The organism is Lactococcus taiwanensis, from assembly GCF_014905395.1.
Classification (GTDB): Bacteria; Bacillota; Bacilli; order Lactobacillales; family Streptococcaceae; genus Lactococcus; species Lactococcus taiwanensis.
In genome coordinates, this window is the sequence record NZ_BNDT01000001.1 from 253,213 (window position 1) to 278,306 (window position 25,094).

Genomic DNA, 25,094 nt, shown 5'->3' on the forward strand with positions numbered 1-25,094 from the left:
GAGAAGCAGGAGGTGAGTGATGAAGTATGAAGCTTTTATCACAAGAACTGGACTTGAACCCGAAAATTTCCGTTGGGCTTGGGCTTTTTGTAATGAAGTCGAGGGGCCTATTACGGAACCTGAACTCGCCGACGAGTTACTCGACCTTGTTTTAACTGGAAAAAAAACAGCCACAGCCAGTGCTTTAGCCGAATATGCACCAGATGAAGCTCAACCTGTAGTGGACGGTAAGTTTGATGTGTTGTTAGATGGTAAAGGTGTACCGCGTGCTGCTATCCGGACAACCCGTGTCACCATTAGAAAATTTAAGGAAGTTTCTGCAGCGCACGCTTTCAAAGAAGGTGAAGGTGATCGCTCTCTTTCCTATTGGCGGCAAGCTCATCAAGAATTTTGGGAAAATCTAGGCCTATTTCAAGAAGAAATGGACGTGATTTGTGAGGAATTTGAAGTTTTGTACCAAGAGTAATAGAAAGCACTCGAATTCGAGTGCTTTCTTTTATTCGATTTTATCATAAGCTCCTGTTGTAGGATTGTTTTTCACTAGAAAGTTAGTGCCATCTGAAAACACTTGGTATAAGCCTACCGTGCCACTTCCTCCTTGGGCACGGATTGCTTTGGAGACGACTTGAATAATGTAGCTATTTTCATATTTGGTAGCTAAGAAATAGGAATCGTCATCACTAAAGCCTTTAGAAGATTGAAGGATTTTGAGTGCTTCTTGCTCTGTAAAAGGAAGGCTTGTTTCTGCGGTACTGTATTTAAAAATCGTGGCTTGATTATTATTATAAATGTCTTTGGAGAGACTAATACTCGTGATTTTATCACCAGTATCATTAAAAGTTACAGTTATTGTCTCCGTATTAAAAGCGTAGGTACGGCTAAAGCTAGGGGAAGTAGTTTGCTTAGAGAAAGTTTTTTGATTGAGCACAACACTCCCCACTAAAGTTTGATCTGGCGCATAATAGTGGATCTTGTCGGCGCTAATGATTAAACTGGAATCCAGTTCACTTTTATAAGTTCCCGTGTAAGCACTATAGTCGCCACTGGCAAATTTTTTAATAGTTTGTGGCATGGCGGTGCTGCTTGAGGTACTGGAGTGAAGTTTTTGACTTGAAGAAGAGGAAAGGGGAGTTTTATTGCTCGAAGCTTGTGTAGATTCTGTAGACTTGGCACTACAGCCAGTTAATAGAAACAATGCCGTACAAGCCAATAAGTATTTTTTCATAATGTTATCTCCTTATCATCATTTTATCATAAGTTCGCTTACAAAACGTATTATAAAAACGACTATCTGCGATTAATTCAAGGAAATAAAGGTATGAGAAGTAATCTAAAAATAATCCCATTGTTTGAAAAAATGAGAATAACTTGTTATACTTTGGGTATAAAAGGAGGTAGGAGTATGCGTGGAGACTTTGAAAGATTACGTCGTGGTCTAGGGTTTAACGGAATTGTTTCAGTTATTATTGGTTTATTAATTCTATTTTGGCCCTCTCGCACGGCAGCCATTGTTGCTTCGATTGTTGGTGTTGCCCTGATTATCATGGGGGTTGTTTACATTGGGTCGAATTTTATTAGAAAACGAGAAGACCGTAGTAAAATTTGGCGTGTGGGTCATTTTATACTTGGGTTTATGTATTTGTTCGCAGGTATTTTCGTTTTTGCTGACTTAAACGCAGCAGCAGAGTCATTATTTATTCTTGTCGGTATTTTTGTAGGGGTACTGTGGATTATTGATGGTATCGTAAATTTGACTGCTTTAAGCCAGTTTTATAATAAAATCTGGGCAATGATTTTAAGTCTAATTAGTGTTATTGCTGGTGCAACATTGCTCTTCTCACCTTTATGGGGAGCGGTTACCCTTTGGATGATTTTGGGGATTGAATTTTTGGTTGTCGGTATCATCAAAATTATCCATTATTATAATTGGAATAAATGGAGGGAATAAAGACGAGTTTCGACTGGTCTTTTTTTATTATTTTTTATAAAACCGAACGTTTTAGATGGGAAGATGAAGCAATAAATAGCTTAAACAGTAAATCCTTTTAATTTCTGATAAAATATTAATAAAAGAACTTCAAATTACCTATATTAGTTGTTAGATTTTAAGGAGTATGATGAAATCAGATATCGAAATTGCACAAGCTGCTACAATGACCCCCATCACTGAAATTGCTGAAAAAGTTGGTTTATCTTTTGATGATATTGAACTTTATGGAAAATATAAAGCGAAACTGCCTTTAGATGTTTTAAAAAAATTTGAAACAAATAAAGAAGGAAAACTCATCTTAGTGACCTCTATCAATCCTACACCTGCAGGGGAAGGGAAATCTACGGTAACAGTAGGTTTGGCAGATGCTTTTGCTCAAAAAGGAACACGTGTTATGGTTGCTCTACGTGAGCCGTCACTTGGACCAGTGATGGGTGTAAAAGGCGGGGCAGCAGGTGGAGGGTACGCTCAAGTTTTGCCGATGGAAGACATTAACCTTCATTTTACAGGCGATATTCACGCCATCACAACGGCTAATAATGCGATTGCAGCTTTTTTAGATAATAGTTTACACCAAGGGAATCCTTTGCAGATTGATCCACGGCGCATCATTTGGAAAAGAGTACTTGATTTAAATGATCGAGCACTGCGCCATGTGACCATTGGTCTAGGAGGTCCTTTAAATGGGGTTCCTCGAGAAGATGGCTTTGATATTACTGTAGCCAGTGAGATTATGGCTGTGTTATGTTTGGCGACTTCGTTGGAGGATTTAAAACAACGCTTAGCTAAAATTGTCATTGCACAACGCTATGATCGAAAACCAGTCACAGTAGGTGATCTTGGCGTTGCCGGCGCCATCACGATGCTCTTGAAAGATGCGATAAAACCCAACTTGGTGCAAACCATTGAAGGTACACCTGCACTGATTCATGGCGGTCCTTTTGCAAATATTGCACATGGCTGTAACTCCGTTTTGGCGACTAAAACAGCATTGCGTTTAGCAGATGTAGTGATTACAGAAGCAGGTTTTGGCGCAGATCTTGGGGGCGAAAAATTCCTTGATATTAAAACACGTCAACTGGAAAAAACTCCAGATGCTGTTGTTATTGTAGCAACGTTACGGGCCCTTAAAATGCATGGTGGAGTGGATAAAACTGATTTAACACTTGAAAATAAAGAGGCTGTAGCACGCGGCTTTGCCAATCTGAAACGGCATATCCAAAATATGCAAGCATATGGTGTTCCAGTAGTAGTCGCCTTAAATCAATTCGAATCTGACACAGAAGCTGAGATTGAAGTTTTAACCCAGCTGACTCAGGCCTTAGACGTAGAAATTTCTTTGACGCAAGTCTTTGCTAAAGGCGGAAAAGGAGGCTTAGACTTAGCAGAAAAACTTTCACCAATGTTACAAGAAAAAGCTGATTTTCACTATCTTTATGAGCTTGAGACGTCTATTTCAGACAAAATTAACAAAATTGTGACAGAAATTTATGGCGGTTACAAGGTTAATTTTTCGGATAAAGCTAAGAGGCAGATGAGAGAAATCGAAGAGAATGGGTGGGCTCAACTCCCGATTTGCATGGCAAAGACCCAATATTCCTTTTCAGATCAGCCGCAACTTTTGGCTGCACCCGAGGGCTTTGAAATCACAGTAAGAGAGCTTATTCCTAAAATTGGTGCTGGTTTTATTGTCGCTCTTCTGGGCAACATCATGACGATGCCTGGGCTTCCTAAAGCCCCAGCTGCATTAAAAATGGATGTGACAAATGAAGGTAAGATCTCTGGTTTGTTCTAATTTATTGGGGATTTGCAATAAGTTACACCGAGATAATGCGTATTATTTTTGGAAGACTAAATTTTCAAAGATTAAAATATGGTAAAACCGCTTGTAGAGCGGTTTTTTTATGCTATACTAACTAGCGATGTTAAAGAAACTTATTTTTTCAGTAGCAGTCTTCACAGGTCTTGCTGCTGCTATTGCAACACCAGTAAAAGCTGACGAATTTCTAGTCAGCAATGATGAAAATGATTTGAGTACACTGACCACGCTATCAGCAGCTAGTGAGTCACTCGAGGCATTGACTCAAACGATGGACCAAACAGTAACGAAGGTCTCCAAAGCGCATACGGCAAAAACAGCTAAGAAAGCTCCTGCGAAAGCTTCAACTAAGGCACCAAATAAAGCTGACCAACTCATCAGTACTGCTAAAAAATATTTAGGTGTCCCTTATGTGTGGGGAGGAACAACACCTGCAGGCTTTGATTGCTCTGGATTTACAAGCTACGTCTACAGAGAAGCCCTTGGTATAGAAATTGGTCGCACGACTTGGAATCAGATAGCTTCTGGGCAGCACCGCTCACTAGATCAAGCACAAGTGGGCGACCTCATTATTTGTTACGGTGGGGACCATGTGGGGATATATCTTGGAAATGGTCAAGTGTTACACGCTCCACAACCTGGGGAATCTGTTAAAGTCAGTGCGCTGACCGACTTGTCAGCAAATTATGCGCTTAATTACATATAAGCTTATAGAAAGAAGTAGCAAATTATGCTACTTTTTGTCTTTTATTAATATCATAGAAGGAACGAAAGTTCGTGATAAGTTTTTTTAATAGCAAATGATTTAAGTTCATGTTAAGATAGTTTTATCAAAAATTTAAAAAGGGGAACTTTATGAGAACATCACTAAAGGTCACACTTGCCGCTCTAACATTTATCGCTGCTGGAACTTTGGCTGCATGCTCCAATTCAGGTTCAAAAGATACTTCATCAAGTAAAACGACTTCCGTTGTCATCGCTACAGATGGTGCAACTAAACCATTTAATTACTCAGATGCAGAGGGAAATTTGACAGGTTATGATATTGAAGTTGCGCGCGCAGTTTTTAAAGAATTACCACAATATAAGGTGAAATTTCAAGTGACAGATTTCTCTGGGATTGTACCTGGCCTTGATTCTGGTCGCTATCAAATGGGGGCTAACGATTTTGGTTGGACAAAGGAACGTGCGCAAAAGTACTATTTTTCATCACCACTTTCCAAATCAAATAATGCAGTTCTTGTAAAATCTGGCTCCTACAAAACTTTAGGTGATTTAGCAGGAAAATCAACGATTGGAAATCCTGCATCAAATTATACAAAGTCTATTCAAGATTGGAATAAAGCAAATCCGGATAAAAAGATTAATTTGGGTTATTCTGCAGACAGTACCTCTATCAATACGCGTTTCACTCAAGTCGAGTCTGGTAAAATTGATTTCATGCTCTATGATAAAATTTCCTTGACCTCAGCGATTAAAGAGCAAGGGTTTGACGACTTAAAAGTTGAAGATATTAATATGGATACTGGCGACCCTGAACATGATGGTTATGAATATTTCTTGTTTAGTAAAGATGAACAAGGAAAGAAGATGCAAGCCGATGTCAACAAGGTTTTGGCGGAATTCCAGAAAGATGGAACGTTATCTAAGCTTTCCAAAAAATACCTTGGAGGCGATTTTGTCCCTGACGCTTCGCTCTTTAAGTAACAGTCCCAATAGTTACTGACCACTCCGTCAGTAAGATGTAAAAAAGCAGAAAAATTTTCAAAAATCTTGTATAATAGTACAAGATAAGATCAAAAAAGAGCTCTGTCACTTCATTGATGACGGAGTTTTCAGCATTAGAAATAGAGAACGATGAATAAAAACAAAAAAATCATACTGGGGGTGGGATTGTTATTGGTCCTGATTCTGTTGCCAGCCTTACCCTTTTTGCTGATTAAAGGACAGTATAATTTCCATGATTTTTGGGCAATGTTTTTCACCAAAATATTCAGTTGGGAAGCTTTTGTAAGTGCCTTTGTCCCTATTATTAAGATGATTCCATCATCCCTTGAAATGACAATCATTGCCATGTTTTTTGGCCTTCTTTTAGGTCTCTTACTCGCTTTAGTACGGATTAACAAGATTCCGATTTTAAATCAATTGCGTGCTTTATTTGTAAGTTTTGTACGTGGTACGCCAATCCTTGTCCAATTGTACCTCTCATATACTGGGATTCCTTTAATCTTGAAAGCCATCAATATGAACTACGGGACATCATATAATGTCAATACGATTCCCGCAATGCTTTTTGTTATTGTGGCCTTTGCGCTTAACGAGGGCGCTTACAATTCTGAAACAATCCGTGCAGCGATACAAGCTGTGGACAGAGGACAAACCGAAGCGGCTAAAGCCTTAGGTATGACCAACTTTCAAGTCTTCATGCGTGTCACTCTGCCTGAGGCAGCGACGGTAGCGACTGCACCGCTTGGGAATGCTTTGATTGGACTGCTAAAATCAACTTCGTTGGCCTTTGTGGCTGGGGTGGTTGAAATGACTGCCCGTGCTCAAATTATTGGGGGATCCACCTTCCGACTTTTTGAAACCTATCTTGCGCTCGCCCTTGTTTATTGGCCAATTTGTATCATTTTCGAGCTTCTTATCCGTTTGTTGGAGCGTAAACTCGAAGTGAAAATGCCAAAAGATAAACGGAAAAATCGGGCACAAATTTCGCTTTCACAAAATCCATTTAATCGCTAAAAGAAAGGACGACTATGATTAAAATTACAAATTTAAGTAAGGCTTTTTCAGGCAATCAGGTCCTTGAACATCTGGATTTAGAGATTAACGAAGGGGATGTTGTGGCGTTGATTGGCGCTTCTGGTGCAGGAAAGTCTACCTTTTTGCGCTCCTTAAATAATCTGGAGAATCCGGATAGTGGGCAAATTGAAATTGATGACTTAAAAATTGATTTTGCACATTTAACAAAAAAGGAAGTTCTTGCCTTAAGGCGAAAGACGGGGATGGTTTTTCAACAGTTCAACCTTTTTGAGCGAAGAACTGCTTTAGAAAACGTGATGGAGGGCCTGATTCAAGTTAAAAAACTTCCTAAAGAGAAAGCGCGTTTGATTGCTGAACAAGAACTAGAAAAAGTAGGTTTGACCGATCGTAAAGACTATTATCCAAAGTTTCTTTCGGGTGGTCAAAAACAACGGGTAGGTATCGCTCGGGCCCTCGCTATGGAACCTAAACTTTTACTTTTAGATGAGCCAACATCGGCACTTGACCCTGAATTAGTAGGTGAAGTTCAAGAAGTGATTTTGCAGGCTGCTAAAAATCAACAAACCATGGTTTTAGTCAGTCATGAAATGGATTTTGTTTATAATGTAGCTACAAAAGTGCTCTTTTTGGAAAAGGGTAAAATTATTGAAGCAGGTACGCCACAAGAAGTATTCTATGCCCCCAAAAACCCACGCACACGTGCCTTTTTGGCTCGCCATATAAAAAATCTAGAGGTGGACAACTAAGATGATGATTCTAGAATTTTATCTCAAAGGTCTCTTAATTTCTGCAATATTTGTTTTGTTAGTTGGTGGCTTTTACGCTTTCACCTATCTGGTAAGAAATACGAAGAAACCATTTGCAGAACGTCGTAATCGCATTTTTGACTTAATCCTAGTCGGTATTTTAACGACGCCCATTTTAAGTTTCGCTGTGCTTGGTGTGCTTGTCATTCTCCAAATCCGTGGGTTGTAAATTACAAATGCAATTCAAATAATGGAAAAATAGAGCGCGACAATGTAAAATAGGGCTATAAGATTTTAGCATGAAAAATAAAGGAAGTCACAGCTAAGTCGCTAATGCTTTAAGACTTAGGGATGACTGTGATTTGCTTTTAGAAAAAGGAAATAAAATGACAGAAAAGTTATATGACGTCGTAATTATAGGATCAGGACCTGCCGGAATGACAGCTGCAATGTACACTGCCCGCTCTGAAATGAAAACATTATTATTGGAACGAGGCGTTCCTGGTGGACAAATGAATAATACGGCAGAAATTGAAAACTATCCTGGCTATGGAACAATTATGGGGCCGGAGCTTTCCATGAAAATGGCTGAACCCTTGGAAGGACTCGGTGTAGAGAACGCTTATGGTTTTGTCACTGCTATCGAAGATCATGGGAGTCATAAAAAAATTATCACCGAGGACGATGAGTTTTTGACGAAATCCTTGATTATTGCTACGGGTGCAAACCACCGCAAATTGGGAATTCCAGGGGAAGAAGAATATGGGGCTCGAGGCGTTTCATATTGTGCAGTCTGTGATGGTGCTTTCTTTAGAAATCAAGAAATTTTGGTCGTTGGCGGTGGAGATTCTGCTGTTGAAGAAGCGGACTACTTGACACGTTTTGGTAAAACAGTTACGATTATGCATCGACGTGACCAACTACGGGCCCAAGAAATCATCCAACAACGCGCTTTTAAAAATGAAAAAATTAATTTTATCTGGGATTCTGTCCCACTTGAGATTAAAGGGGATGATAAAAAAGTACAATCTGTTCTTTTTAAAAATACAAAAACAGGGGAAGTAACAGAAAAAGAATTTGGGGGCGTCTTTATCTATGTGGGACTCGATCCTGTCGCTGAATTTGCGGGTAATCTTGGAATTACTGATGAAGCAGGCTGGATTATTACAGATGACCATATGAAAACAGCGATTCCAGGAATCTTTGCTGTGGGAGACGTTCGTCAAAAAGACTTCCGCCAAATTACAACAGCTGTAGGCGATGGAGCACAAGCTGCGCAAGAAGCTTACAAGTTTGTCAGTGAATTAGGCGAATAACCTTCTTGTACAAGTTATCTAGAACTACAGCGTGGTTCATGATTAACACAAGGGCTAGACTCAAGTTTCCGTAAAGTTCGAAACTTGAGTTTTTTTATTGAATCCGATGTTCTAAAATAATTTGTGAAGATAAAAAAACAAAAATGTGTTATAATGTTAATAACGCAATTTTGAAAAAGGAGATTAGGCAATTGCCTAAAGGATTAATAAGACTATGGAAAAAGTAATTTATGACATTTTGATTGTCGTGATGCTGATTGTGTCATTGTTTATTATTGTGGCGATTTTCATGCAACCTTCAAAACAAGACGGAGCGGCTGATGCTTTTTCAGGAGGAACGGGCGAGCTCTTCGAACGGCGCAAGGCGCGTGGCTTTGAAGCGGTTATGCAGCGTTTTACCGCAATTATGATTGGCTTATGGCTTGTCATTGGATTTGCACTTGTCGTCTTGTCAACACGATAAAATTGCGGGCTGAAATAGCCCGTATTTTATTTTTTCAAATTTGTGGAAGTACTGACACGATGGTCAGTAAACTTTAGCTCGACAAAAGGAGCTATTGGCGAGCGTTATTCCTGTCAGGGGTAGAATTGATTCTATCAGTGGCCTCGGCTGATAAAATGATTAATACCACTGACAGAGATTTAAATGAAAGAGGCTCAACATGAAGTGATCAAAAGCATGAGCCCAGAAGAGAAAGAGAATGAGTATTAGAAAAATAATCATGGACTACCTTGAGAATAGTCCAAAAACCGCCTTGTCAGTGGAAGAATTGTCCGCTGCTTTGCATATGAACAAATCAAAAGACTACAAAGTTTTTGTCAAGACTTTGGCTTCACTAGAAGCTGAGCACTTGATTCAATTTACCAATAAAGGAAAAGTCGCACTCAAACCCAAAGAAGAAGCTAAAATAGTAGTTGCCGGAACTTTTCGTGCAAATGCTGCTGGCTTTGGCTTTGTTAATATTGATGCAGAAGAACCAGACGTTTTTATCCGAAGGGGGCAAACTGGCTTTGCACTTGAAGGTGATGAAGTTTTTATTGAATTGGATAAAAATGCCAATGCTTTGAAAGGAACATCAGCTGAAGGTCATGTTGTCGAAATCACGAAACATGAACTGCATCAAGTCGTTGGAACTTTTGTAGCGCTCGATAAAGAAGAGCGCGCAGAGACGGGGCTTATCGGTTTTGTGAAATCCCGTAATAAAAAAGTGCCTTATCGTGTGTATCTAAGTGAGGAAGGCTTAATTCCTGAAGATCGAGCAATTATAAGGGCCGAAATTACCCATTATCCAGATTCCGAATTCCCAGAAACCATGCAGGGCGTGGTTACAGAGATTGTAGGACAATCAGGTGAGCAAGGAATCGACGTTCTTGAGGTATTGGCTTCGATGGATATTGTTTCCGAATTTCCACAGGAAGTACTCGCACAAGCTGAGGCTGTTCCTGAAGAAGTGCCAGAAAGTGAAATCGCAGGCCGTGTAGATTATCGTGGCGAAATCACTTTCACGATTGACGGAGCAGATGCAAAGGATCTTGATGATGCCGTACATGCTAAACGTTTAGGAAATGGTAATTTTGAACTTGGCGTGCATATCGCTGATGTCTCACATTACGTCACGGAAAATTCTCCACTTGACCAAGAAGCTTACGAGCGCGGGACTTCTGTCTATGTGACAGATCGCGTCGTCCCTATGTTACCCGAGCGCCTGTCAAATGGGATATGTTCTTTGAATCCACGTCTTAATCGATTAACTCAATCTTGTGTAATGGAAATTACTCCTGAAGGGCGAGTGGTAAATTATCAGCTCTCACAATCTGTGATTAAAACAACCGAACGCATGACCTATGATGAGGTCAATCAGATGATCGCCAAAGACCCAGAAGCTCTGGAGAAGTATGCTAAGATTGCTGATTCTGTTGAAATTATGGTAGAGCTTCATCATATTTTGGAAGCGATGCGTAAACGTCGTGGGGCCATTGATTTTGAAACCGTTGAGGCTAAAATCATTGTTGACGATAAAGGGCTACCTGTTGAAATTAGAAAAAGAAGCCGGGGCATTGCAGAGCGAATGATTGAGTCGTTTATGCTAGAAGCCAATGAAACTGTAGCAACACATTTCGAAAACCATAATTTGCCTTTCATCTATCGGATCCATGAGCAGCCTAAAGCTGATCGCTTACAACGCTTCATTGATTTTGCTGGAACTTTTGGTATGCAAATTGAAGCTACAGCAAATTCGATTGATCAAAAAGCACTCCAAGCCTTTATGAAAAAGATTAAAGGTCAACCGGGTGAAATGGTACTGTCGACCATGCTTTTACGGAGTATGCAACAAGCACGATACTCAGAAAACAATGAAGGACACTTTGGACTGGCTGCCGAAAATTATACCCATTTTACTTCGCCAATTCGCCGTTATCCCGATTTGTTAGTGCATCGCTTAATCCGTGAAATCGGCGAGGGTAAAAAATCCGCTAAAGTTTTACAAAAATGGGAAGAAAAAATTCCTGAAATTGCTGAACATTCTAGTCATCGTGAGCGACGTGCTGTGGATGCTGAGCGCGAAGTTGAAAAAATGAAAAAAGCCGAGTTCATGGTCGACCATGTTGGCGAAGAATATACCGGTGTAGTTGCTTCAGTGACACGTTTTGGTATGTTTATCGAACTTGAAAATACAATTGAAGGGCTTGTCCATATTTCAACCTTAAAAGGAGACTACTTCGCCTTTCATGAACGGATGTTAGCCCTTGTGGGAGAACGTACAGGTTTAGTCTTTAAGATTGGACAACCCATCAAAATTAAAGTCGTTAAAGCTGATAAAATAACCGGTGACATTGATTTTGCCTACCTTCCTTCTGAGCTTGACGTCATTGATAAAAATGCTAAAGTCAAGAAAAAGTCAGATAATAAACGCCGTCAGAAGTCATCACAAGACATAAAAGTAAAATCAGTTCATAAAAAGAAGACTGACAGAGCGGTCAGCTCAGATAAAAAAGGCTCAAAGTCCGATCAGGATGCTGAATATGTGGCTCGTAAAAAGAAAAAAGGGAAGAAACCCTTTTATAGCAAAGCGGCAAAAGGAAAATTTACTGACAAGTCTGTCAGTAAGAAAGCGACTGCTGGACACAAAAAAACACATAAAAAGTAATGTGAATGATTAAACAGAAGAAAAATAGAGTTGATGAAAGTTGGAAAAAAGAGATGTCTAATCTAGAGTTAAAGAAAACAGCCTTGGTCCTTATTGATTTGCAAAAAGGAATCGCTGGACGTACAGGTTTTACTCCATATTCTGCTCAAGCTGTAATTGAAAAAAACAAAAAATTAGTCGAAGCTTTTAAGAATACCGAAGCACTTATCGTTTTTGTTCATGTCAAAAACTATGGGCCTGAAACGCTTCACCCCCATACGGATACACTGAATACTACGCCACAAGTTTTGCCAACAGATTATGCCGAATTTGTTATGGAAGAAGCTTATGATCAAGAAATTCACAACGTTATCCATGTCGCAAAACATAACTGGGGAGCTTTTTATGGAACAGATTTAGATGTGCAATTACGTAGAAGAGGGATTGATCAAATCATCCTCACTGGAATTGCAACGACTATTGGCTGTGACACCACAGCGCGTGAAGCTTTTCAGCATGGTTATCAGGTCATTGCTGTAGAAGATGCGATGACAGACTTCAATGGAGAGCTCCATACTGCGATCATGGAAAATATTTTTCCAAGACTCGGCCGCGTGCGGACAACACAGCAAATTTTGGACATGTGTCCAGGTAAGTGAGTCGCTCATAGCCACCACATTAAAAATCGAGTTTTCAAGCTTCGATGAGCGGGAATAACTCTTCAAAGTTAGACATAATAAAAATGAAAAAGATCATATTCAAAATTGGAAAAATTGTGGGCCTTTTACTCGCGCTACTTCTTGTGGGCGCTATTGGCTATTTGATTTATGTTTTTGGGCAATACCATCGTTTGCCCGACCAGAGCCAGGAGAGGATTAAAAATCCTCAAACTCAGGTTGTAGAACAGGGGAAAACCTACAAAATGATGACCTTTAATATCGGTTACGGTTCCTATCCACCCTCTTTTAGCTTTTTTATGGATGGAGGCCCAGATGTTCGCGCTTATAGCCGAGCTGCCGTGGTTAACGCCATTGAAGAGGATATTCGCTTAATCAAAAAAGAAAATCCTGATTTTGGTAACATTCAAGAGATTGATTGGCAAGGAGATCGCAGCCGTAAAGTCAACGAACCTCAAATGGTTCGTAAAGCTCTGGAAGATTACACAACGGTATTGACGCAAAACTATGATTCAGCCTACCTTTTTTACCCTGTGACTAAGCCGATTGGTAAAGCAAAATCTGGGATTATGACCTATTCAAAATATAAAATTGAGCAGGCAGAGCGTTATCGTCTTCCTATTGAGACAAACTTCAATAAGTTTTTTGACCTAGATAGAGCTTTCAACGTCAATATTTTACCCATCAAAAATTCGAATAAAAAGTTTGTTATATTCAATACGCACATGTCAGCTTTCATCAAGGATCAAAAGATTCAAAAAGAACAACTGCAAACCCTATTTGATAAGATGCAAGAATATGTTGATGCGGGTGATTATGTAATTTGTGGAGCAGATTATAACCATGCGTTGGCTGGAAAGGCTCATCCTGAACTGACGTGGATGAAAGCTTTTCCTACCGATCATCTAACTAAAGGGATGCGAGTCGTAGCTCCAACAAATGCTTCGACAGTAAGGTCATTGGATGTCCCTTATGATCAAAAAAATCCTAAAAATACCTTTGGGATAATTGATGGATTCCTCGTTTCCGATAATATTAAAGCATTGAAAGTTCAAACCGTTGATAACCAATTTAAATCTTCGGATCATCAACCCGTCACCATCGACTTTCAACTCAACCCGTAACGCTAAAAGATAGCTATGCTATCTTTTTTTTATTAGTATAAAATGAGAAGACCTCCCCTTATAATATTAAATGATAAGGGGGATTTATTTTTTTGAAAGCATTGATGAGGGGATGAGGAGGAAAAGAGGGAGATTAACCACGTTTTGAACAAAATAGCAGTTGCGAAAACTTCAAGAAACTTCAATGTATTTTAAAATAAACAAAAGTAATTTAAAAGGTTTTTAGTTACAAAAACGTAAGAAATAAGTTATAATGATTACAAGAATTAAAAGAGAAAAGGCAAGGTAAGATAGAAACAAGACACCTGCTCAGGAGAAAGGATGAAAGTTGTAATAGTAGGCGGCGCCCATGCAGCAGTAGCATGTGCGATAAAAACCCGTACAGAGTATCCAGACAGCGAAATTGTCCTTTATGAGCGACAAAAGAGCATTGGCTTTGCTGCACAAAATATACCTCGCTATCTTTTAGGACATCAGGATTTCAGTTATTTATTTAATGAACAGACAAAAGCTCAACTTGAAAATTTAAAGATTCAGGTTTTTACTCAAACGGTTGTTGTTGAGTTAAATCTTGGAGTGAAAAAACTAAAAGTATTTGATTTATCCCAAGAACTTGAAGAAGAAGTGACCTATGACAAGCTTGTATTAGCGATGGGTTCCTCTCCAAGTTTGCCCTTGGCTCAAGGTTATGTAGGAAAAAACTTTTTTATTATCAAGCGAGCTGATGAGGCTGAAAAATTAAAAAAATTTATGCAAGAAGCTCATAGTGTCTTAATTGTAGGTGGAGGGGCGATTGGTACAGAACTTGCTCAGGTCATGAGTGCTCGAGGCATTGAAACGACCTTGCTTCATTCTTCTTCCCATCTGCTTCATAATTATCTTGATGAAGCAGTCTCAGATAGAGTTCGTAAAAGTTTAGAAGAAAGGGGTGTTACTGTCTTTACAGACGAAATCGTCCACTCTATAACGGAAGAAGCTGATGAACAAAGCGCTCGTAAAAGTAGTCACATCCAGACGCAAAAAGGAAAGCAGTTTGTAGCTGATGGGGTAATCTATGCCACTGGCTTTCTTCCCAATAGTTTTCTGGTGGCAGAACAACTTGACTTAGGGGACAAAGGGGCAATTGTAGTCAATGATTATTTGCAGACTAGTCAAGAGGACGTCTTTGCCGTTGGAGATTGTGCGACAACTCAAGTAAAAAACATGAAAACTGCACGTTATCTTTCGCACGCTAGTGACGCCCTTAGACAAGGTGAAATTGCGGCACTCAACTTACGAAAACCTCAAAGAAAAGTTCCTGCCACACAAAGTACTTATAAATTTACCCTTGGTAGTAGACACATACTTGCCGTGACTGGATTAAATCTTGCAAAGGCCCAAAGTGAAGGTTTTGCTGCTGCAATTGTGAGTATCCGAGATGTAATCGTTGATACTCACGACTATGTAGATTCGTGGTTAGTTTATGAAAAAAAGACACATAAGATCCTAGGCTATCAATGTTTTGGAAATGTCGAAGGAATTGCGGAACAGGCGGATCTTATCTCACTAGCGATTCAAAATGACATGTCAATTGAAAGCCTCGAATACAGTGATTTTCATTTTAGAACGACTTATAACAACCCTCAGAGTTTTGTAAAACGTTTAGCGGATGAAGTCCGTATAAAGGAAAGGTGAAAAGTGATCCCGAAAGTGGGCTAGAGAAAGTGAGGAACAAGCGTGGTAGAAACACGGTTAAGCGACTTAGATTATTGTTATGCTTCTGTAGAGCTATTGAAGGTGCTAGAAAATAATGCTTATTTGCGTAATGAACGCATCCGTACATTTTTAGAACAACGGGCAAGTCGTGAAACACGTATCGTTTCTCTCGTCGCCCTCCTTTTTCCTACGGTACTCCTTATCATTTTGGTTAGCCCGTCTAATGATATTGGGAGTGAGCTTGTACTGAGAGAGAATCTGCAGGGTTTTGTATTGCGTATGTTTAGTCTTTTAATGTTAGGATTATTCATCTTTATCTTTTGCTTTTTGTTGATGCATCAACTGTGGCATTTACACCTTGTAAAACCCCTGAGAAAAAAGCTAACACATGATTTAAAAAAAGAACTTTTAGACGATATCAAAAAGATTGATGAGCACACCGAATCGATTGTTCAAAAAAGTCTTTTCACTCATCCGCGCGTGCCAGAGCTTTACCTGTGTACTGAAATCCTGCCTTTACTTATTCGTTATTTTGAGAAAGGATTAGCTGATTTTATGAAAGAAGCGGTCTACGCACTCGAGTTGGAACTGAAACATACGGGACATTATCATCATCTTGTCCCTCGTGTTACCTTCCTGCAGCGCGAAAGAGATTATCTACAAAACCGCATGGCCTACCTTAATAAGCTTTTGAAATGAGGTGAATCAATATGAAGATGAAGAAAGAGTTAAACAAAAAAGTCGCTCTAAAGCAGCAAAGTGAACAGCAGGTCAAAAATTTTGTGCAAGATCAATTTTTTGAGACTGGGCATTGGTGGTTAAAGACGCGACAAATAATCGTGAATGTCTGTTTTTTAGCATTTTTGATTTTTCCTATTGGTATCTTTATCACTTTTTTGACGAATCATCACGTTTGGCATTATTTGCACTGGAATTATGAGGCTAGTTTTTTATTAACGCGGCACTTGAATGAAATTATTTTGTATCTCTTTGTTATTGTTTTAGTAGCAAGCTTGGCCTTGGTATGGCGTAATAACATTTTAGAACAAAAAGTCTACCCTCAAAAAGCAACTTTTAACGTTCAAAAAATGAACCAGCGAAAAGAGATTATGGAAAGGATGTATGAGACACGTTTTGGTGCCAAATCCTTTAGAGAAGCAACACGTTATTATGTGGTTGAGCGTGAACAAAATCTCCCCAATCAACTTGTTCCAGACTTATTTAAAGCAGGAAAGGTTGAGATAAAATGACTGTTTTGTTGCATTTCACACAACTTTTAATGTTTTACCCCATCGTAGGCACAATCGCATGGACAGTCGGCGGTTTATTTTATCGGACACTTTATGTTGGCAAATACCTAGAGCGAGATTTTCGGCCCTTAGTTGAAGCTGAAGAACCGTTGATTACGATAATGATTCCTTGTCATAACGAAGAAGTGATGATTGAGGAGACGATTGATTATTTAATGAATGAACTTGAATACCACCACTATGAAGTGCTAGTTTGTGATGATGGTTCTTTCGATACAAGTCCCGAGATATTAGCGCGTTTAAGTATAAAGTACGAAAAACTACGGGTATTAAGAATTAATGAGAATAAGGGAAAGGCGCATGCTTTTAACATTGGCCTCTCTTTTTGCAAAGGGGATTATATTTTAAGTAACGATGCTGATATCGTTCCCTCTCCGGATGCTCTGTGGAAATATATGAACTATTTTCTAGGTCCAGGCGGTCAGAATGTTGCTGCTGTAACAGCTAATGCGGATGTCCAAAACCGTTCTTTACTGGTCGAAAAATCACAAACCGTTGAATTTTCTAGCATCGTAGGCATGATTAAACGCTCCCAGATGGGGGTTTTAGGGACAATGTATGCTTATTCTGGAGCGAATACAATGTATCGTAAAGATGCGATTATGGATTGTGGTGGTTTTAGACAAGACCGAGCGACAGAGGATATCTCAATCGCCTGGGATCAACAGTTTAATGGTTGGCGCGCTATCTTTGCACCAGCAATCATGTTTTATATGAACGTTCCTAATACTTATAACATGCTTTACCAGCAACGTAAACGTTGGGCAAAAGGGGGCACAGAGGCTTGGTTGACGAATTTTTGGCGCATTATGAAACATCCTATCAAAAATTTTCCAAAATTAATCCTGCTTTTAGATCAAACTGGCAGTATCCTTTGGAGTTTTTGTTACCTTTTTTTCTCACTTTGGCTTATTTTTCTCGTTTTTGTCTTGGTGTTGACTAATAATTTTGACCAGTTGCTCTATGTTTTAGATATGGCCTTTGTTTTTTCGGCCTTTATGACTTTAGTGGGAGTGTGGCAGCTTATTGCATCAAGTGCATTAGATAATCATGGGTCGAAAATGAAGTATCTATTTTTTGCCCCCGCTTATATGATTTGGTATTGGCAGATGAACACGATAACCATTGCGACAACTTTTATCCCTGCAATCAAAGGAGTACTTGGATTTTCTGGTGAAGGAACATGGGTCAGTCCAACCCGCACAAAAATGAAGAAATAAAAAAAGGGGGGACGCGATGAAAAATTTCAGAGATACAGCAATTTGGCTGCAGAGTGATTTTTTTACGACGCCGCTCGCCCGGACGCTCCTTTTGGGTTTATGTGCTGTGGGAATCTGTTTAACCTTTTTAGTATTTGGGCAAAATAAAAAGGCTTCAGCCAAAAAGGAACATCAACACAGAAAAAAAGACCTCCTTGGGAGCTTATTAATGAGTGTTTTGATTGGTTTAATTTTACTTTTTCTAGGTTTTGAAACTTTCTTTCAATTATTCAAGCATTAAAAAAACTTTGCTCAAAACGGAGTAAAGTTTTTTAAAAAGTTTTGTGCTTTTAATCAAAAAGTAGGGCGAGAAAAAGCGAGAGCGCTAGTGCACCATTGAAAAGCATGAGGTTATCAATTTGAAGATGAAAAGTTTCAGATTTGATTTGGCGTGCTCTAAAAGTTTTGATGTTAGGAATTAGCTTAAAGAGGATAAGCAGCATAAGTAAAGTCCATAAAGGTAAAATACCCAGAAGAATACTAACGAGAATACACAGCCCCGCAAGTACATACATCCCGGTAAACAAGGTCAAACTAGCAGGAGTTTTTAAGTAATAAGGCAAGGTATAACGCTGATTCCGAATATCTTGTTCTAAATCACAAAGGTTGTCACTAAGCATAATATTAAAGTTTTGAGCAAAGCACATAAGACCGATTAAGACCAGCGGAAAAAGGAGCTTAAAATCCCAAATCCAGGTCATTTTCCATCCTTCGAAACGGATAAAAAAGTAGCCTTTATCGTAAGAGTTGATATAGACTGCTAAGAAAAAACCAAAAAAGCCTTCACACAGTCCAGCTAAAATTTCACCGAGAGGAAAACGAGAAAATGCAAAAGGGCCATAAGTATAAAAGATGGCAATAAGGAAACAAAGCCCACCCAAAGGCAAGATAGCCCAATTAGTCAAATAGAGGACAATGAGTCCAACCAAAACGTCAAAAACCAAAAAAGAAATACAAAGCTTGAAAGCTAGCCGAGGATTAATGTTTTTAGCCACGATAATATTCCATTTTTTATACTCCGGATCTAAGGCTTTACGGTAGTCCATTAGATTGTTCCACGCACTGACAAAAAGATTAATACTGGCAAGTCCGAGAAAGAAAAATAGTGTCGGGAGCCAATGAAAACTTTTAAAATACCACAAAGCGTATAAAACACCTGCGAGAGGTGATAATACGGCAGCAGGAAGTGTTTGAATCCGTGTGAAATTAAGGAAAGTTTTTAAATTCATAATAAGCTGATTATAGCAAAATATCACTGATAATTCATACTTCGTCAGCACTGACCAGCTGGTCAGTGTAAAAATGCACTGATTTTCCGAATGAATAAAAAAATAAAAAAATCCTCTTTGGGTGAGGTCAGCAAAACAGAGAAACAAAATGATATAATATAAATAAAAATTTTGAATGGAGAACAAAGATGCGCGCAGTAGTAACAGTGGTAGGAACGGATAAAATTGGGATTGTGGCAGGCGTAACTGCAACCTTAGCAGAACTTAATGCCAACATCATCGAAATTTCGCAAACTTTAATGAGTGGTGCGTTTACGATGATGATGGTTGTTGAGACTGAAAATAGTGATTTTACAGCGTTACAAGCAGAACTTTCCCGTCAAGGAGAAGCTCTTGGCGTCACGGTTCATGTGCAAAACGAAGCTATTTTTAATGCCATGCATAAGTTATAAGGATTGACGAAGCCGTCAGTAAATGAGACAGAAAAAAGATGTACAGAGCAGAAAAAAAGAGAAAAAGCTACTGATGGAGCTATCAGTAACTTACATAGGAAAAATTTAATACTAATGGATATTCAAAATATTAAAGAAACAATTGCGATGATCGAAGAACAAAATTTCGACATTCGCACAATTACAATGGGAATTAGTCTTCTTGATTGTATCGATGCTGATATTGATAAAGCAGCTGAAAAAATCTATCAAAAAATTGTCAAAAAAGCAGGAAAACTTGTTGAAGTAGGTAACGAGATTGGACATGAACTCGGTATTAAAATTGTCAACAAACGTGTTTCTGTAACACCTATTGCAATTATCGGGGCAGCAACAGCTGCTGATGATTACACACCACTTGCTCTTGCAATGGACCGTGCAGCAAAAGAGATTGGCATTGACTTTATTGGTGGCTATTCTGCTCTTGTGCAAAAAGGCTATCAAAAAGGTGATGAAATTTTGATTAAATCAATGCCTAAAGCTCTAGCAGCAACTGAGCGCGTCTGTGCTTCGGTAAATGTTGGTTCAACTAAAACAGGAATTAACATGACAGCAGTTCGAGATATGGGTGAAACCATCAAAATCATGTCTAAAGGTGATAAATGGCTCAATGCCAAACTTGTTGTCTTTGCTAATGCCGTCGAAGACAATCCATTTATGGCAGGAGCTTTTCATGGAGTTGGGGAAGCAGATACGATTATCAATGTTGGAGTTTCAGGACCTGGTGTAGTTAAACGTGCTCTTGAAAAAGTCCGTGGAGCATCTTTTGATGTTTTAGCCGAAACCATTAAAAAGACAGCTTTTAAAATTACCAGAATTGGTCAACTTGTTGGTCAAATGGCTTCAGAAAGACTTAATGTTGAATTTGGAATAGTTGATTTATCACTTGCACCTACACCAGCAATCGGCGATTCGGTTGCACGCGTTTTGGAAGAAATGGGACTTGAAACTGTTGGGACTCATGGAACAACAGCCGCTCTTGCAATGCTTAACGACGCCGTGAAAAAAGGCGGAGTTATGGCAGCTGAACGTGTTGGTGGACTTTCAGGCGCCTTTATCCCAGTTTCAGAAGACGAAGGGATGATTGCCGCGGTCAATTCTGGGGCATTGAATATTGAAAAGTTAGAAGCCATGACTTGTGTTTGTTCAGTTGGCTTGGATATGATTGCAATTCCTGAAGAAACACCGGCATCTACCATTGCGGCAATGATTGCTGACGAAGCCGCTATCGGGGTCATTAATCAAAAAACGACAGCAGTACGGATTATTCCTATGGGCAAAGAAGGCGAACAAATTGAATTTGGTGGACTTTTCGGTGTTGCTCCAGTTATGAGAGTAAACAAGGCATCGTCAGCAGATTTTATTGCTCGTGGCGGTCAAATTCCAGCGCCTATCCACTCTTTTAAAAATTAATACATTTCAAAATGAAGAGGTAAAAATGCAAGTAAAAATGGGCGAACGGATTGTCAAAGCTTGGCAAGTAAAACATGATGAAGCACCTCTAGAGGAGTGGGTTCAACATTTATTCGATCAACAAATTTGTTTTTGGAACCCTAGGGATAATGAGCAACTGCGTTTTAGCCTGATGTTTGGTGGTGCTGCACGCGTGGGCGATTACCTCATTTACTTAGGTAAAAGTGATATTAAAGTTATCTCAGAAAAACGATTCAACAGAGAGTTTACCATCTTATAACTAAAAAAAAGATGAAAACGCTCTAATCTTTTGTTATAATAAAGAGAGTTGGTTACTCATTCATAAGAGTTTTTTAATGAGTGATAACGTGAAAAAGCAAAGGGGAAGACTTATGGTTAATATTTACTTAGTAAGACACGGAAAAACAATGTTTAATACAATTGGCCGTGCGCAGGGGTGGTCAGATACGCCACTGACAGCAGCTGGGGAAATGGGTGTCACCGAATTGGGTCTGGGATTTAAGGCGAAGGGAATCAAATTCGACAGGGCATATTCTTCTGATTCGGGTCGGACCATCCAAACCATGGGTTTTATCTTAGCCAATTCTGAGAATGAAGGCATCCCCTATCGCTTTGATAAACGGATACGGGAGTGGTGCTTTGGATCATTTGATGGCGGCTATGATGGAGAACTTTTTGACGGTGTATTACCGCGTATCTTTGCTGAAAATGGTAGTTTAGAAGAAGGTTTCCCAGATGATGAGAAAGTAGCTAATGCCATCTATGCTGTGGATACAGCAGGTTGGGCTGAAACGTGGGAACAATTATCTGGTCGGATTTTAGAAGGTTTTACAGACATTGCTAAAGAGTCAGAAGCAGCAGACGCCAACAATATCGTTATTGTCAGCCATGGCATGACGATTGGTTCTTTTGTAAAATTGATTCGCCCTGAGCTCCCAAGGCCTCACGGCTTAGATAATGGATCGGTCACTCATCTCACCTATGAAAATGGAAAATTTTCTGTTGGAAAAGTCGGAGATATGAGTTACCGTGAGTTAGGAAATAAAATATTAACAAAATAATGAAAAAACGGATTCTCCTGAGTTTGTCTTTACTTGTTCTTTTGATTGCCGCAGTGATTGCAGCCATCTTGTTTTCGAGTAGCAGCTCAACCAAAAAAGAAACAGCACAAAGTGCACACGAGAGAACAGCACAAACTAATAAAAATGCTGCTCTCTTAAAAGACTTACCCGATGCGAAACGTTCAGATTGGGAACTTGTGCTCGTCAGTAGGGATTCTCCTCAGCCTGAAATGAATCCTGATTTAGCGACGGTTGGTAATATTCAAGTAGACCAGCGAATTGTCCAGTCAACTGAACAGTTCCTTGCTGCTGCACAGAAAATTTCACCTGCAGAACATCTCATCTCTGGCTATCGTTCAGTAGCTTATCAGAATACTCTTTACGAAGGTTACATTAAAGATGAGATGGAAGGGCATGGCACCGTAAATACGGATGGATCGACGATCTCGCGAGAGCAAGCGATAAAAAATGTTCAGACTTACTCCCAACCTCCTGAAAGCTCTGAGCATAATACAGGTCTTGCTATTGATATGAGTGATATTGATAGTTTAAATGAGAGTACTGTAGCTCAACAAGTAGCAGAACTAGCGCCTGATTATGGTTTTGTCTTGCGTTTTCCCAAAGATAAAAAATCTACTACAGGAGTAGACTATGAAGATTGGCATTTTCGTTATGTGGGAGTCGAAAACGCTAAATACATGACGACACATCATTTGACGCTTGAAGAATATCGAAGCTTGCTCCCTGATTAAAGATGGATTATGCAGGTAAGAATTTAGAGGAAAGAATGCTACTTAAGATACGCTTATTACTTACTGTTAATGTGGGTTTGTTTCTTTACACGGTCCTGCTTTGTGTCCAAAAGTTGAAAACTTACCCTAATTTTTTTACAGATTTCTTTAATAATTTTGCTAGTAATACAACAAACCTTACCGCTCGCTGGCACTTTTCGTTCTTGAGTTGGCGCAGCTTGGTGTTCTTAGTCATTCTTGTAGCCCTTCTCTTTTTACTCTTAAAGTTTTGGCGGGTAACTTTTGTCCTTCTCGAAGTGATAGCAGGATTTCTTTTGTTAGATTATTTCCTGCTCCTTTTTCAAAAGCAAATCGACATGTCAGCGTTTTATCCCTTTATTGTTCTAATTATCGCTTTGATGAATATTTGGCATAACTCCAAGGTTTTGAAGCTCTTATAAAAGATAAATTAGCACTCTTATCAAAAGAGTGCTAATTTTTATGACTTTTTCCTTGACAAGGACTTCCCAAAGGGTTATAATAAATTTGTTAGCACTTAGAGCTTTAGAGTGCTAAGTGATAAAAGAGGCTACAACGAAATGCTTTATCCTTTTGTTGTCCAGATGTTAATGTTCCTTATGTTAGGAGCGAAAGGAGTCGTCAATGATTACAGAACGTCAAAGACAAATCTTAAATCTGATCGTTTCTCTTTATGCAAAAGATCATACTCCTATTGGTTCAAAATCATTGCTTGACAGTATTCAAGCATCTAGTGCAACCATCAGAAATGATATGAAGGCATTGGAAAATTTAGGACTGATTCAAAAAGAACATTCCTCCAGTGGACGTGTTCCGAGTGTGTCAGGTTATAAGTACTTTGTAGAAAACGTCATTAAGCTAGACCAGTTTAGTCAAAATGATCTTTTCAAAGTAATGAAAGCCTTTGATGGGGAGTTATATCGATTAACTGATCTATTTGAAACAGGTGCAAAAATTTTATCCGAACTTACGGGTTTAACAAGTTTTGTACTCAACGTTCCGCAAAAAGATCAAGAGTTAGTATCCTTTGAAATGGTCATGTTGGACAGTCATTCTGTCCTTGCCGTCATTACTTTGGGGACAGGTGAAGTGAGAACGAATCAGTTTATACTTCCAAAATCGATGACCGAAGCTGACATTGGCGTGTTTACCAATCTCGTCAAAGAGCGGATGGTGGGTAAAAAAGTAATTGATATCCATTATATCTTACGAACAGAGATACCTCAGATTGTGCAACGCTATTTTAAAGTTACCAGCGAAGTTCTTGGATTATTTGAATCAATCTTTTCTGACCTGTTCGTTGAGCATTTAACGGTTGCAGGTCGTAAAAACATTTTTGATTATGCGACAGATAATTTAGGTGAGCTTTATAAATTATTTAGCGATGATCAAAGAATGTTGCAAGAGATTAGAGAGCTTACTAACAACGACGAAATGCGTGCCGTTAAGTTCGAAAATGATGAAAAGTATATGAAAAATCTAACGATTATATCGCAAAAATTTGTCATACCTTACCGTGGTTTGGGAACATTAACAGTAGTTGGACCAGTTGAGATGGATTATCAACGAACGCTTTCAACACTTGATTTGGTTGCGAAAGTAATCACGATGAAATTAAGCGACTATTATCGTTACCTTGATGGTAACCATTATGAAATTAGTAAATGATAAAAAAGTTATTTAAAAAAGGAGGGCGTATGTCCGAAGAAGCAAAAGAAGAGATTAAAAATGAACAAGCGGAGGAACAAGTCACAGAAGAATTGACTGAAGAAGCGCTTGAAGATATTGTTGAGGATGAAATTTCTGAAGTTGAAGCAGCGCAAAAGCTTGCGGATGAGTGGGAAAATAAATTCCTCCGGGTTTCTGCGGAAATGCAAAATGTACAACGTCGTGCAAATGAAGAACGTCTCCAACTTATCAAGTACCGTTCTCAAGATTTAGCTAAAAAAATATTGGCTTCCCTTGATAACCTTGAACGTGCACTCGCTGTTGAAGGTTTGACAGAGGATGTCAAAAAAGGCCTTGAAATGGTCCAAGAAAGTTTAATTTCAGCCCTTAAAGAAGAAGGTGTTGAAGAAGTTTCTTATGAAAGTTTCGACCATAATCTTCACATGGCTGTTCAAACTGTCCCAGCGGATGATGAACATCCGGCTGATACAATCGTGCAAGTTTTCCAAAAAGGTTATCAACTTCACGAACGTTTACTTCGTCCAGCAATGGTTGTCGTTGCACAATAAAATAAAAAATAAAATGACCGCAAAGTCGTTAAACTATCCATAAGT

The 25,094-nt window shown here is 39.1% G+C and carries 27 protein-coding genes; 25 read left to right on the forward strand and 2 right to left on the reverse strand.

Features of this window, described 5'->3' with window-relative positions:
• Positions 1 to 19: 19 nt before the first annotated feature.
• Positions 20 to 466: an ASCH domain-containing protein gene (locus JKP71_RS01210; RefSeq protein ID WP_075524558.1), complete on the forward strand. Its 447-nt coding sequence runs from the start codon at positions 20 to 22 to the stop codon at positions 464 to 466.
• Positions 467 to 496: 30 nt separating this feature from the next.
• Here JKP71_RS01210 and JKP71_RS01215 read toward each other — a convergent pair whose 3' ends face one another.
• Positions 497 to 1,225 carry a membrane lipoprotein lipid attachment site-containing protein gene (locus tag JKP71_RS01215; protein ID WP_200406724.1) on the reverse strand — a complete coding sequence of 243 codons (729 nt, stop codon included), beginning with the start codon at positions 1,223 to 1,225 and terminating at the stop codon, positions 497 to 499.
• Between the two features lie 177 nt (positions 1,226 to 1,402).
• Between JKP71_RS01215 and JKP71_RS01220 the strand changes: the two genes are divergently transcribed.
• From JKP71_RS01220 to JKP71_RS01300, 17 genes are all read left to right on the forward strand, one after another.
• On the forward strand, positions 1,403 to 1,948 hold the full coding sequence (locus JKP71_RS01220) for an HdeD family acid-resistance protein (protein ID WP_200406725.1): 546 nt from the start codon (positions 1,403 to 1,405) through the stop codon (positions 1,946 to 1,948).
• A 169-nt stretch (positions 1,949 to 2,117) separates the two neighbouring features.
• Complete coding sequence (locus JKP71_RS01225; RefSeq protein WP_200406886.1) at positions 2,118 to 3,785, forward strand: formate--tetrahydrofolate ligase; 1,668 nt, start codon at positions 2,118 to 2,120, stop codon at positions 3,783 to 3,785.
• A 127-nt stretch (positions 3,786 to 3,912) separates the two neighbouring features.
• Positions 3,913 to 4,515 (forward strand): C40 family peptidase, encoded by a 603-nt coding sequence (locus JKP71_RS01230; protein WP_200406726.1) that lies wholly within the window; start codon positions 3,913 to 3,915, stop codon positions 4,513 to 4,515.
• Positions 4,516 to 4,664: 149 nt separating this feature from the next.
• Positions 4,665 to 5,516: an amino acid ABC transporter substrate-binding protein gene (locus JKP71_RS01235; protein ID WP_075524563.1), complete on the forward strand. Its 852-nt coding sequence runs from the start codon at positions 4,665 to 4,667 to the stop codon at positions 5,514 to 5,516.
• 150 nt (positions 5,517 to 5,666) lie between these two features.
• Entirely contained in the window at positions 5,667 to 6,551 is an 885-nt protein-coding gene (locus JKP71_RS01240) for an amino acid ABC transporter permease (RefSeq protein WP_075524564.1), read from the forward strand.
• A gap of 14 nt (positions 6,552 to 6,565) precedes the next feature.
• Positions 6,566 to 7,318 carry an amino acid ABC transporter ATP-binding protein gene (locus JKP71_RS01245; protein ID WP_200406727.1) on the forward strand — a complete coding sequence of 251 codons (753 nt, stop codon included), beginning with the start codon at positions 6,566 to 6,568 and terminating at the stop codon, positions 7,316 to 7,318.
• 1 nt (position 7,319) lies between these two features.
• The gene (locus JKP71_RS01250; protein ID WP_075524566.1) at positions 7,320 to 7,547 is read left to right on the forward strand and encodes a DUF4059 family protein; all 228 of its coding nucleotides are present in this window, start codon (positions 7,320 to 7,322) and stop codon (positions 7,545 to 7,547) included.
• A 157-nt stretch (positions 7,548 to 7,704) separates the two neighbouring features.
• Positions 7,705 to 8,634: a thioredoxin-disulfide reductase gene (gene trxB / locus JKP71_RS01255; RefSeq protein ID WP_200406728.1), complete on the forward strand. Its 930-nt coding sequence runs from the start codon at positions 7,705 to 7,707 to the stop codon at positions 8,632 to 8,634.
• Between the two features lie 214 nt (positions 8,635 to 8,848).
• Positions 8,849 to 9,097, forward strand: coding sequence for a preprotein translocase subunit SecG (gene secG / locus JKP71_RS01260; protein ID WP_075524568.1), 249 nt, complete (start codon positions 8,849 to 8,851; stop codon positions 9,095 to 9,097).
• A gap of 238 nt (positions 9,098 to 9,335) precedes the next feature.
• Positions 9,336 to 11,783, forward strand: coding sequence for a ribonuclease R (rnr, locus tag JKP71_RS01265; RefSeq protein ID WP_200406729.1), 2,448 nt, complete (start codon positions 9,336 to 9,338; stop codon positions 11,781 to 11,783).
• Positions 11,784 to 11,836: 53 nt separating this feature from the next.
• Positions 11,837 to 12,421, forward strand: a complete 585-nt coding sequence (locus tag JKP71_RS01270; protein WP_200406887.1) for an isochorismatase family protein — start codon at positions 11,837 to 11,839, stop codon at positions 12,419 to 12,421.
• Positions 12,422 to 12,504: 83 nt separating this feature from the next.
• The gene (locus JKP71_RS01275) at positions 12,505 to 13,563 is read left to right on the forward strand and encodes an exonuclease/endonuclease/phosphatase family protein (RefSeq protein ID WP_200406730.1); all 1,059 of its coding nucleotides are present in this window, start codon (positions 12,505 to 12,507) and stop codon (positions 13,561 to 13,563) included.
• 321 nt (positions 13,564 to 13,884) lie between these two features.
• Entirely contained in the window at positions 13,885 to 15,237 is a 1,353-nt protein-coding gene (locus JKP71_RS01280) for an FAD-dependent oxidoreductase (RefSeq protein WP_200406731.1), read from the forward strand.
• A 42-nt stretch (positions 15,238 to 15,279) separates the two neighbouring features.
• Positions 15,280 to 15,957: a hypothetical protein gene (locus JKP71_RS01285; RefSeq protein ID WP_200406732.1), complete on the forward strand. Its 678-nt coding sequence runs from the start codon at positions 15,280 to 15,282 to the stop codon at positions 15,955 to 15,957.
• An 11-nt stretch (positions 15,958 to 15,968) separates the two neighbouring features.
• The gene (locus JKP71_RS01290; RefSeq protein WP_200406733.1) at positions 15,969 to 16,508 is read left to right on the forward strand and encodes a hypothetical protein; all 540 of its coding nucleotides are present in this window, start codon (positions 15,969 to 15,971) and stop codon (positions 16,506 to 16,508) included.
• Positions 16,505 to 17,788, forward strand: a complete 1,284-nt coding sequence (locus tag JKP71_RS01295) for a glycosyltransferase family 2 protein (RefSeq protein WP_200406734.1) — start codon at positions 16,505 to 16,507, stop codon at positions 17,786 to 17,788. The genes JKP71_RS01290 and JKP71_RS01295 overlap by 4 nt, the downstream gene beginning before the upstream one ends.
• 16 nt (positions 17,789 to 17,804) lie before the next feature.
• Positions 17,805 to 18,068 (forward strand): hypothetical protein, encoded by a 264-nt coding sequence (locus JKP71_RS01300; RefSeq protein WP_200406735.1) that lies wholly within the window; start codon positions 17,805 to 17,807, stop codon positions 18,066 to 18,068.
• Positions 18,069 to 18,117: 49 nt separating this feature from the next.
• On the opposite strand, the gene JKP71_RS01305 is transcribed toward JKP71_RS01300, so the two are convergent.
• Positions 18,118 to 19,056, reverse strand: coding sequence for a UbiA family prenyltransferase (locus JKP71_RS01305; RefSeq protein ID WP_200406736.1), 939 nt, complete (start codon positions 19,054 to 19,056; stop codon positions 18,118 to 18,120).
• Positions 19,057 to 19,244: 188 nt separating this feature from the next.
• Here JKP71_RS01305 and JKP71_RS01310 point away from each other — a divergent pair, with 188 nt between their 5' ends.
• The 7 genes from JKP71_RS01310 (at position 19,245) to grpE (ending at position 25,049) form a co-directional block, all read left to right on the forward strand.
• Complete coding sequence (locus JKP71_RS01310; RefSeq protein WP_075524577.1) at positions 19,245 to 19,508, forward strand: ACT domain-containing protein; 264 nt, start codon at positions 19,245 to 19,247, stop codon at positions 19,506 to 19,508.
• Positions 19,509 to 19,622: 114 nt separating this feature from the next.
• Entirely contained in the window at positions 19,623 to 20,960 is a 1,338-nt protein-coding gene (locus JKP71_RS01315) for a PFL family protein (protein WP_200406737.1), read from the forward strand.
• Positions 20,961 to 20,985: 25 nt separating this feature from the next.
• Positions 20,986 to 21,240: a hypothetical protein gene (locus JKP71_RS01320; RefSeq protein ID WP_200406738.1), complete on the forward strand. Its 255-nt coding sequence runs from the start codon at positions 20,986 to 20,988 to the stop codon at positions 21,238 to 21,240.
• Between the two features lie 112 nt (positions 21,241 to 21,352).
• Positions 21,353 to 22,042: a histidine phosphatase family protein gene (locus JKP71_RS01325; RefSeq protein WP_200406739.1), complete on the forward strand. Its 690-nt coding sequence runs from the start codon at positions 21,353 to 21,355 to the stop codon at positions 22,040 to 22,042.
• Positions 22,039 to 22,794, forward strand: a complete 756-nt coding sequence (locus tag JKP71_RS01330; RefSeq protein ID WP_373298593.1) for a M15 family metallopeptidase — start codon at positions 22,039 to 22,041, stop codon at positions 22,792 to 22,794. Before JKP71_RS01325 ends, JKP71_RS01330 begins: the two co-directional genes overlap by 4 nt.
• Positions 22,795 to 23,436: 642 nt before the next feature.
• A complete protein-coding gene (gene hrcA / locus JKP71_RS01335) occupies positions 23,437 to 24,480 on the forward strand; it encodes a heat-inducible transcriptional repressor HrcA (protein ID WP_075524583.1) in 1,044 nt (347 codons plus the stop codon).
• A 29-nt stretch (positions 24,481 to 24,509) separates the two neighbouring features.
• A complete protein-coding gene (gene grpE / locus JKP71_RS01340; RefSeq protein WP_075524584.1) occupies positions 24,510 to 25,049 on the forward strand; it encodes a nucleotide exchange factor GrpE in 540 nt (179 codons plus the stop codon).
• Positions 25,050 to 25,094 lie beyond the last annotated feature (45 nt).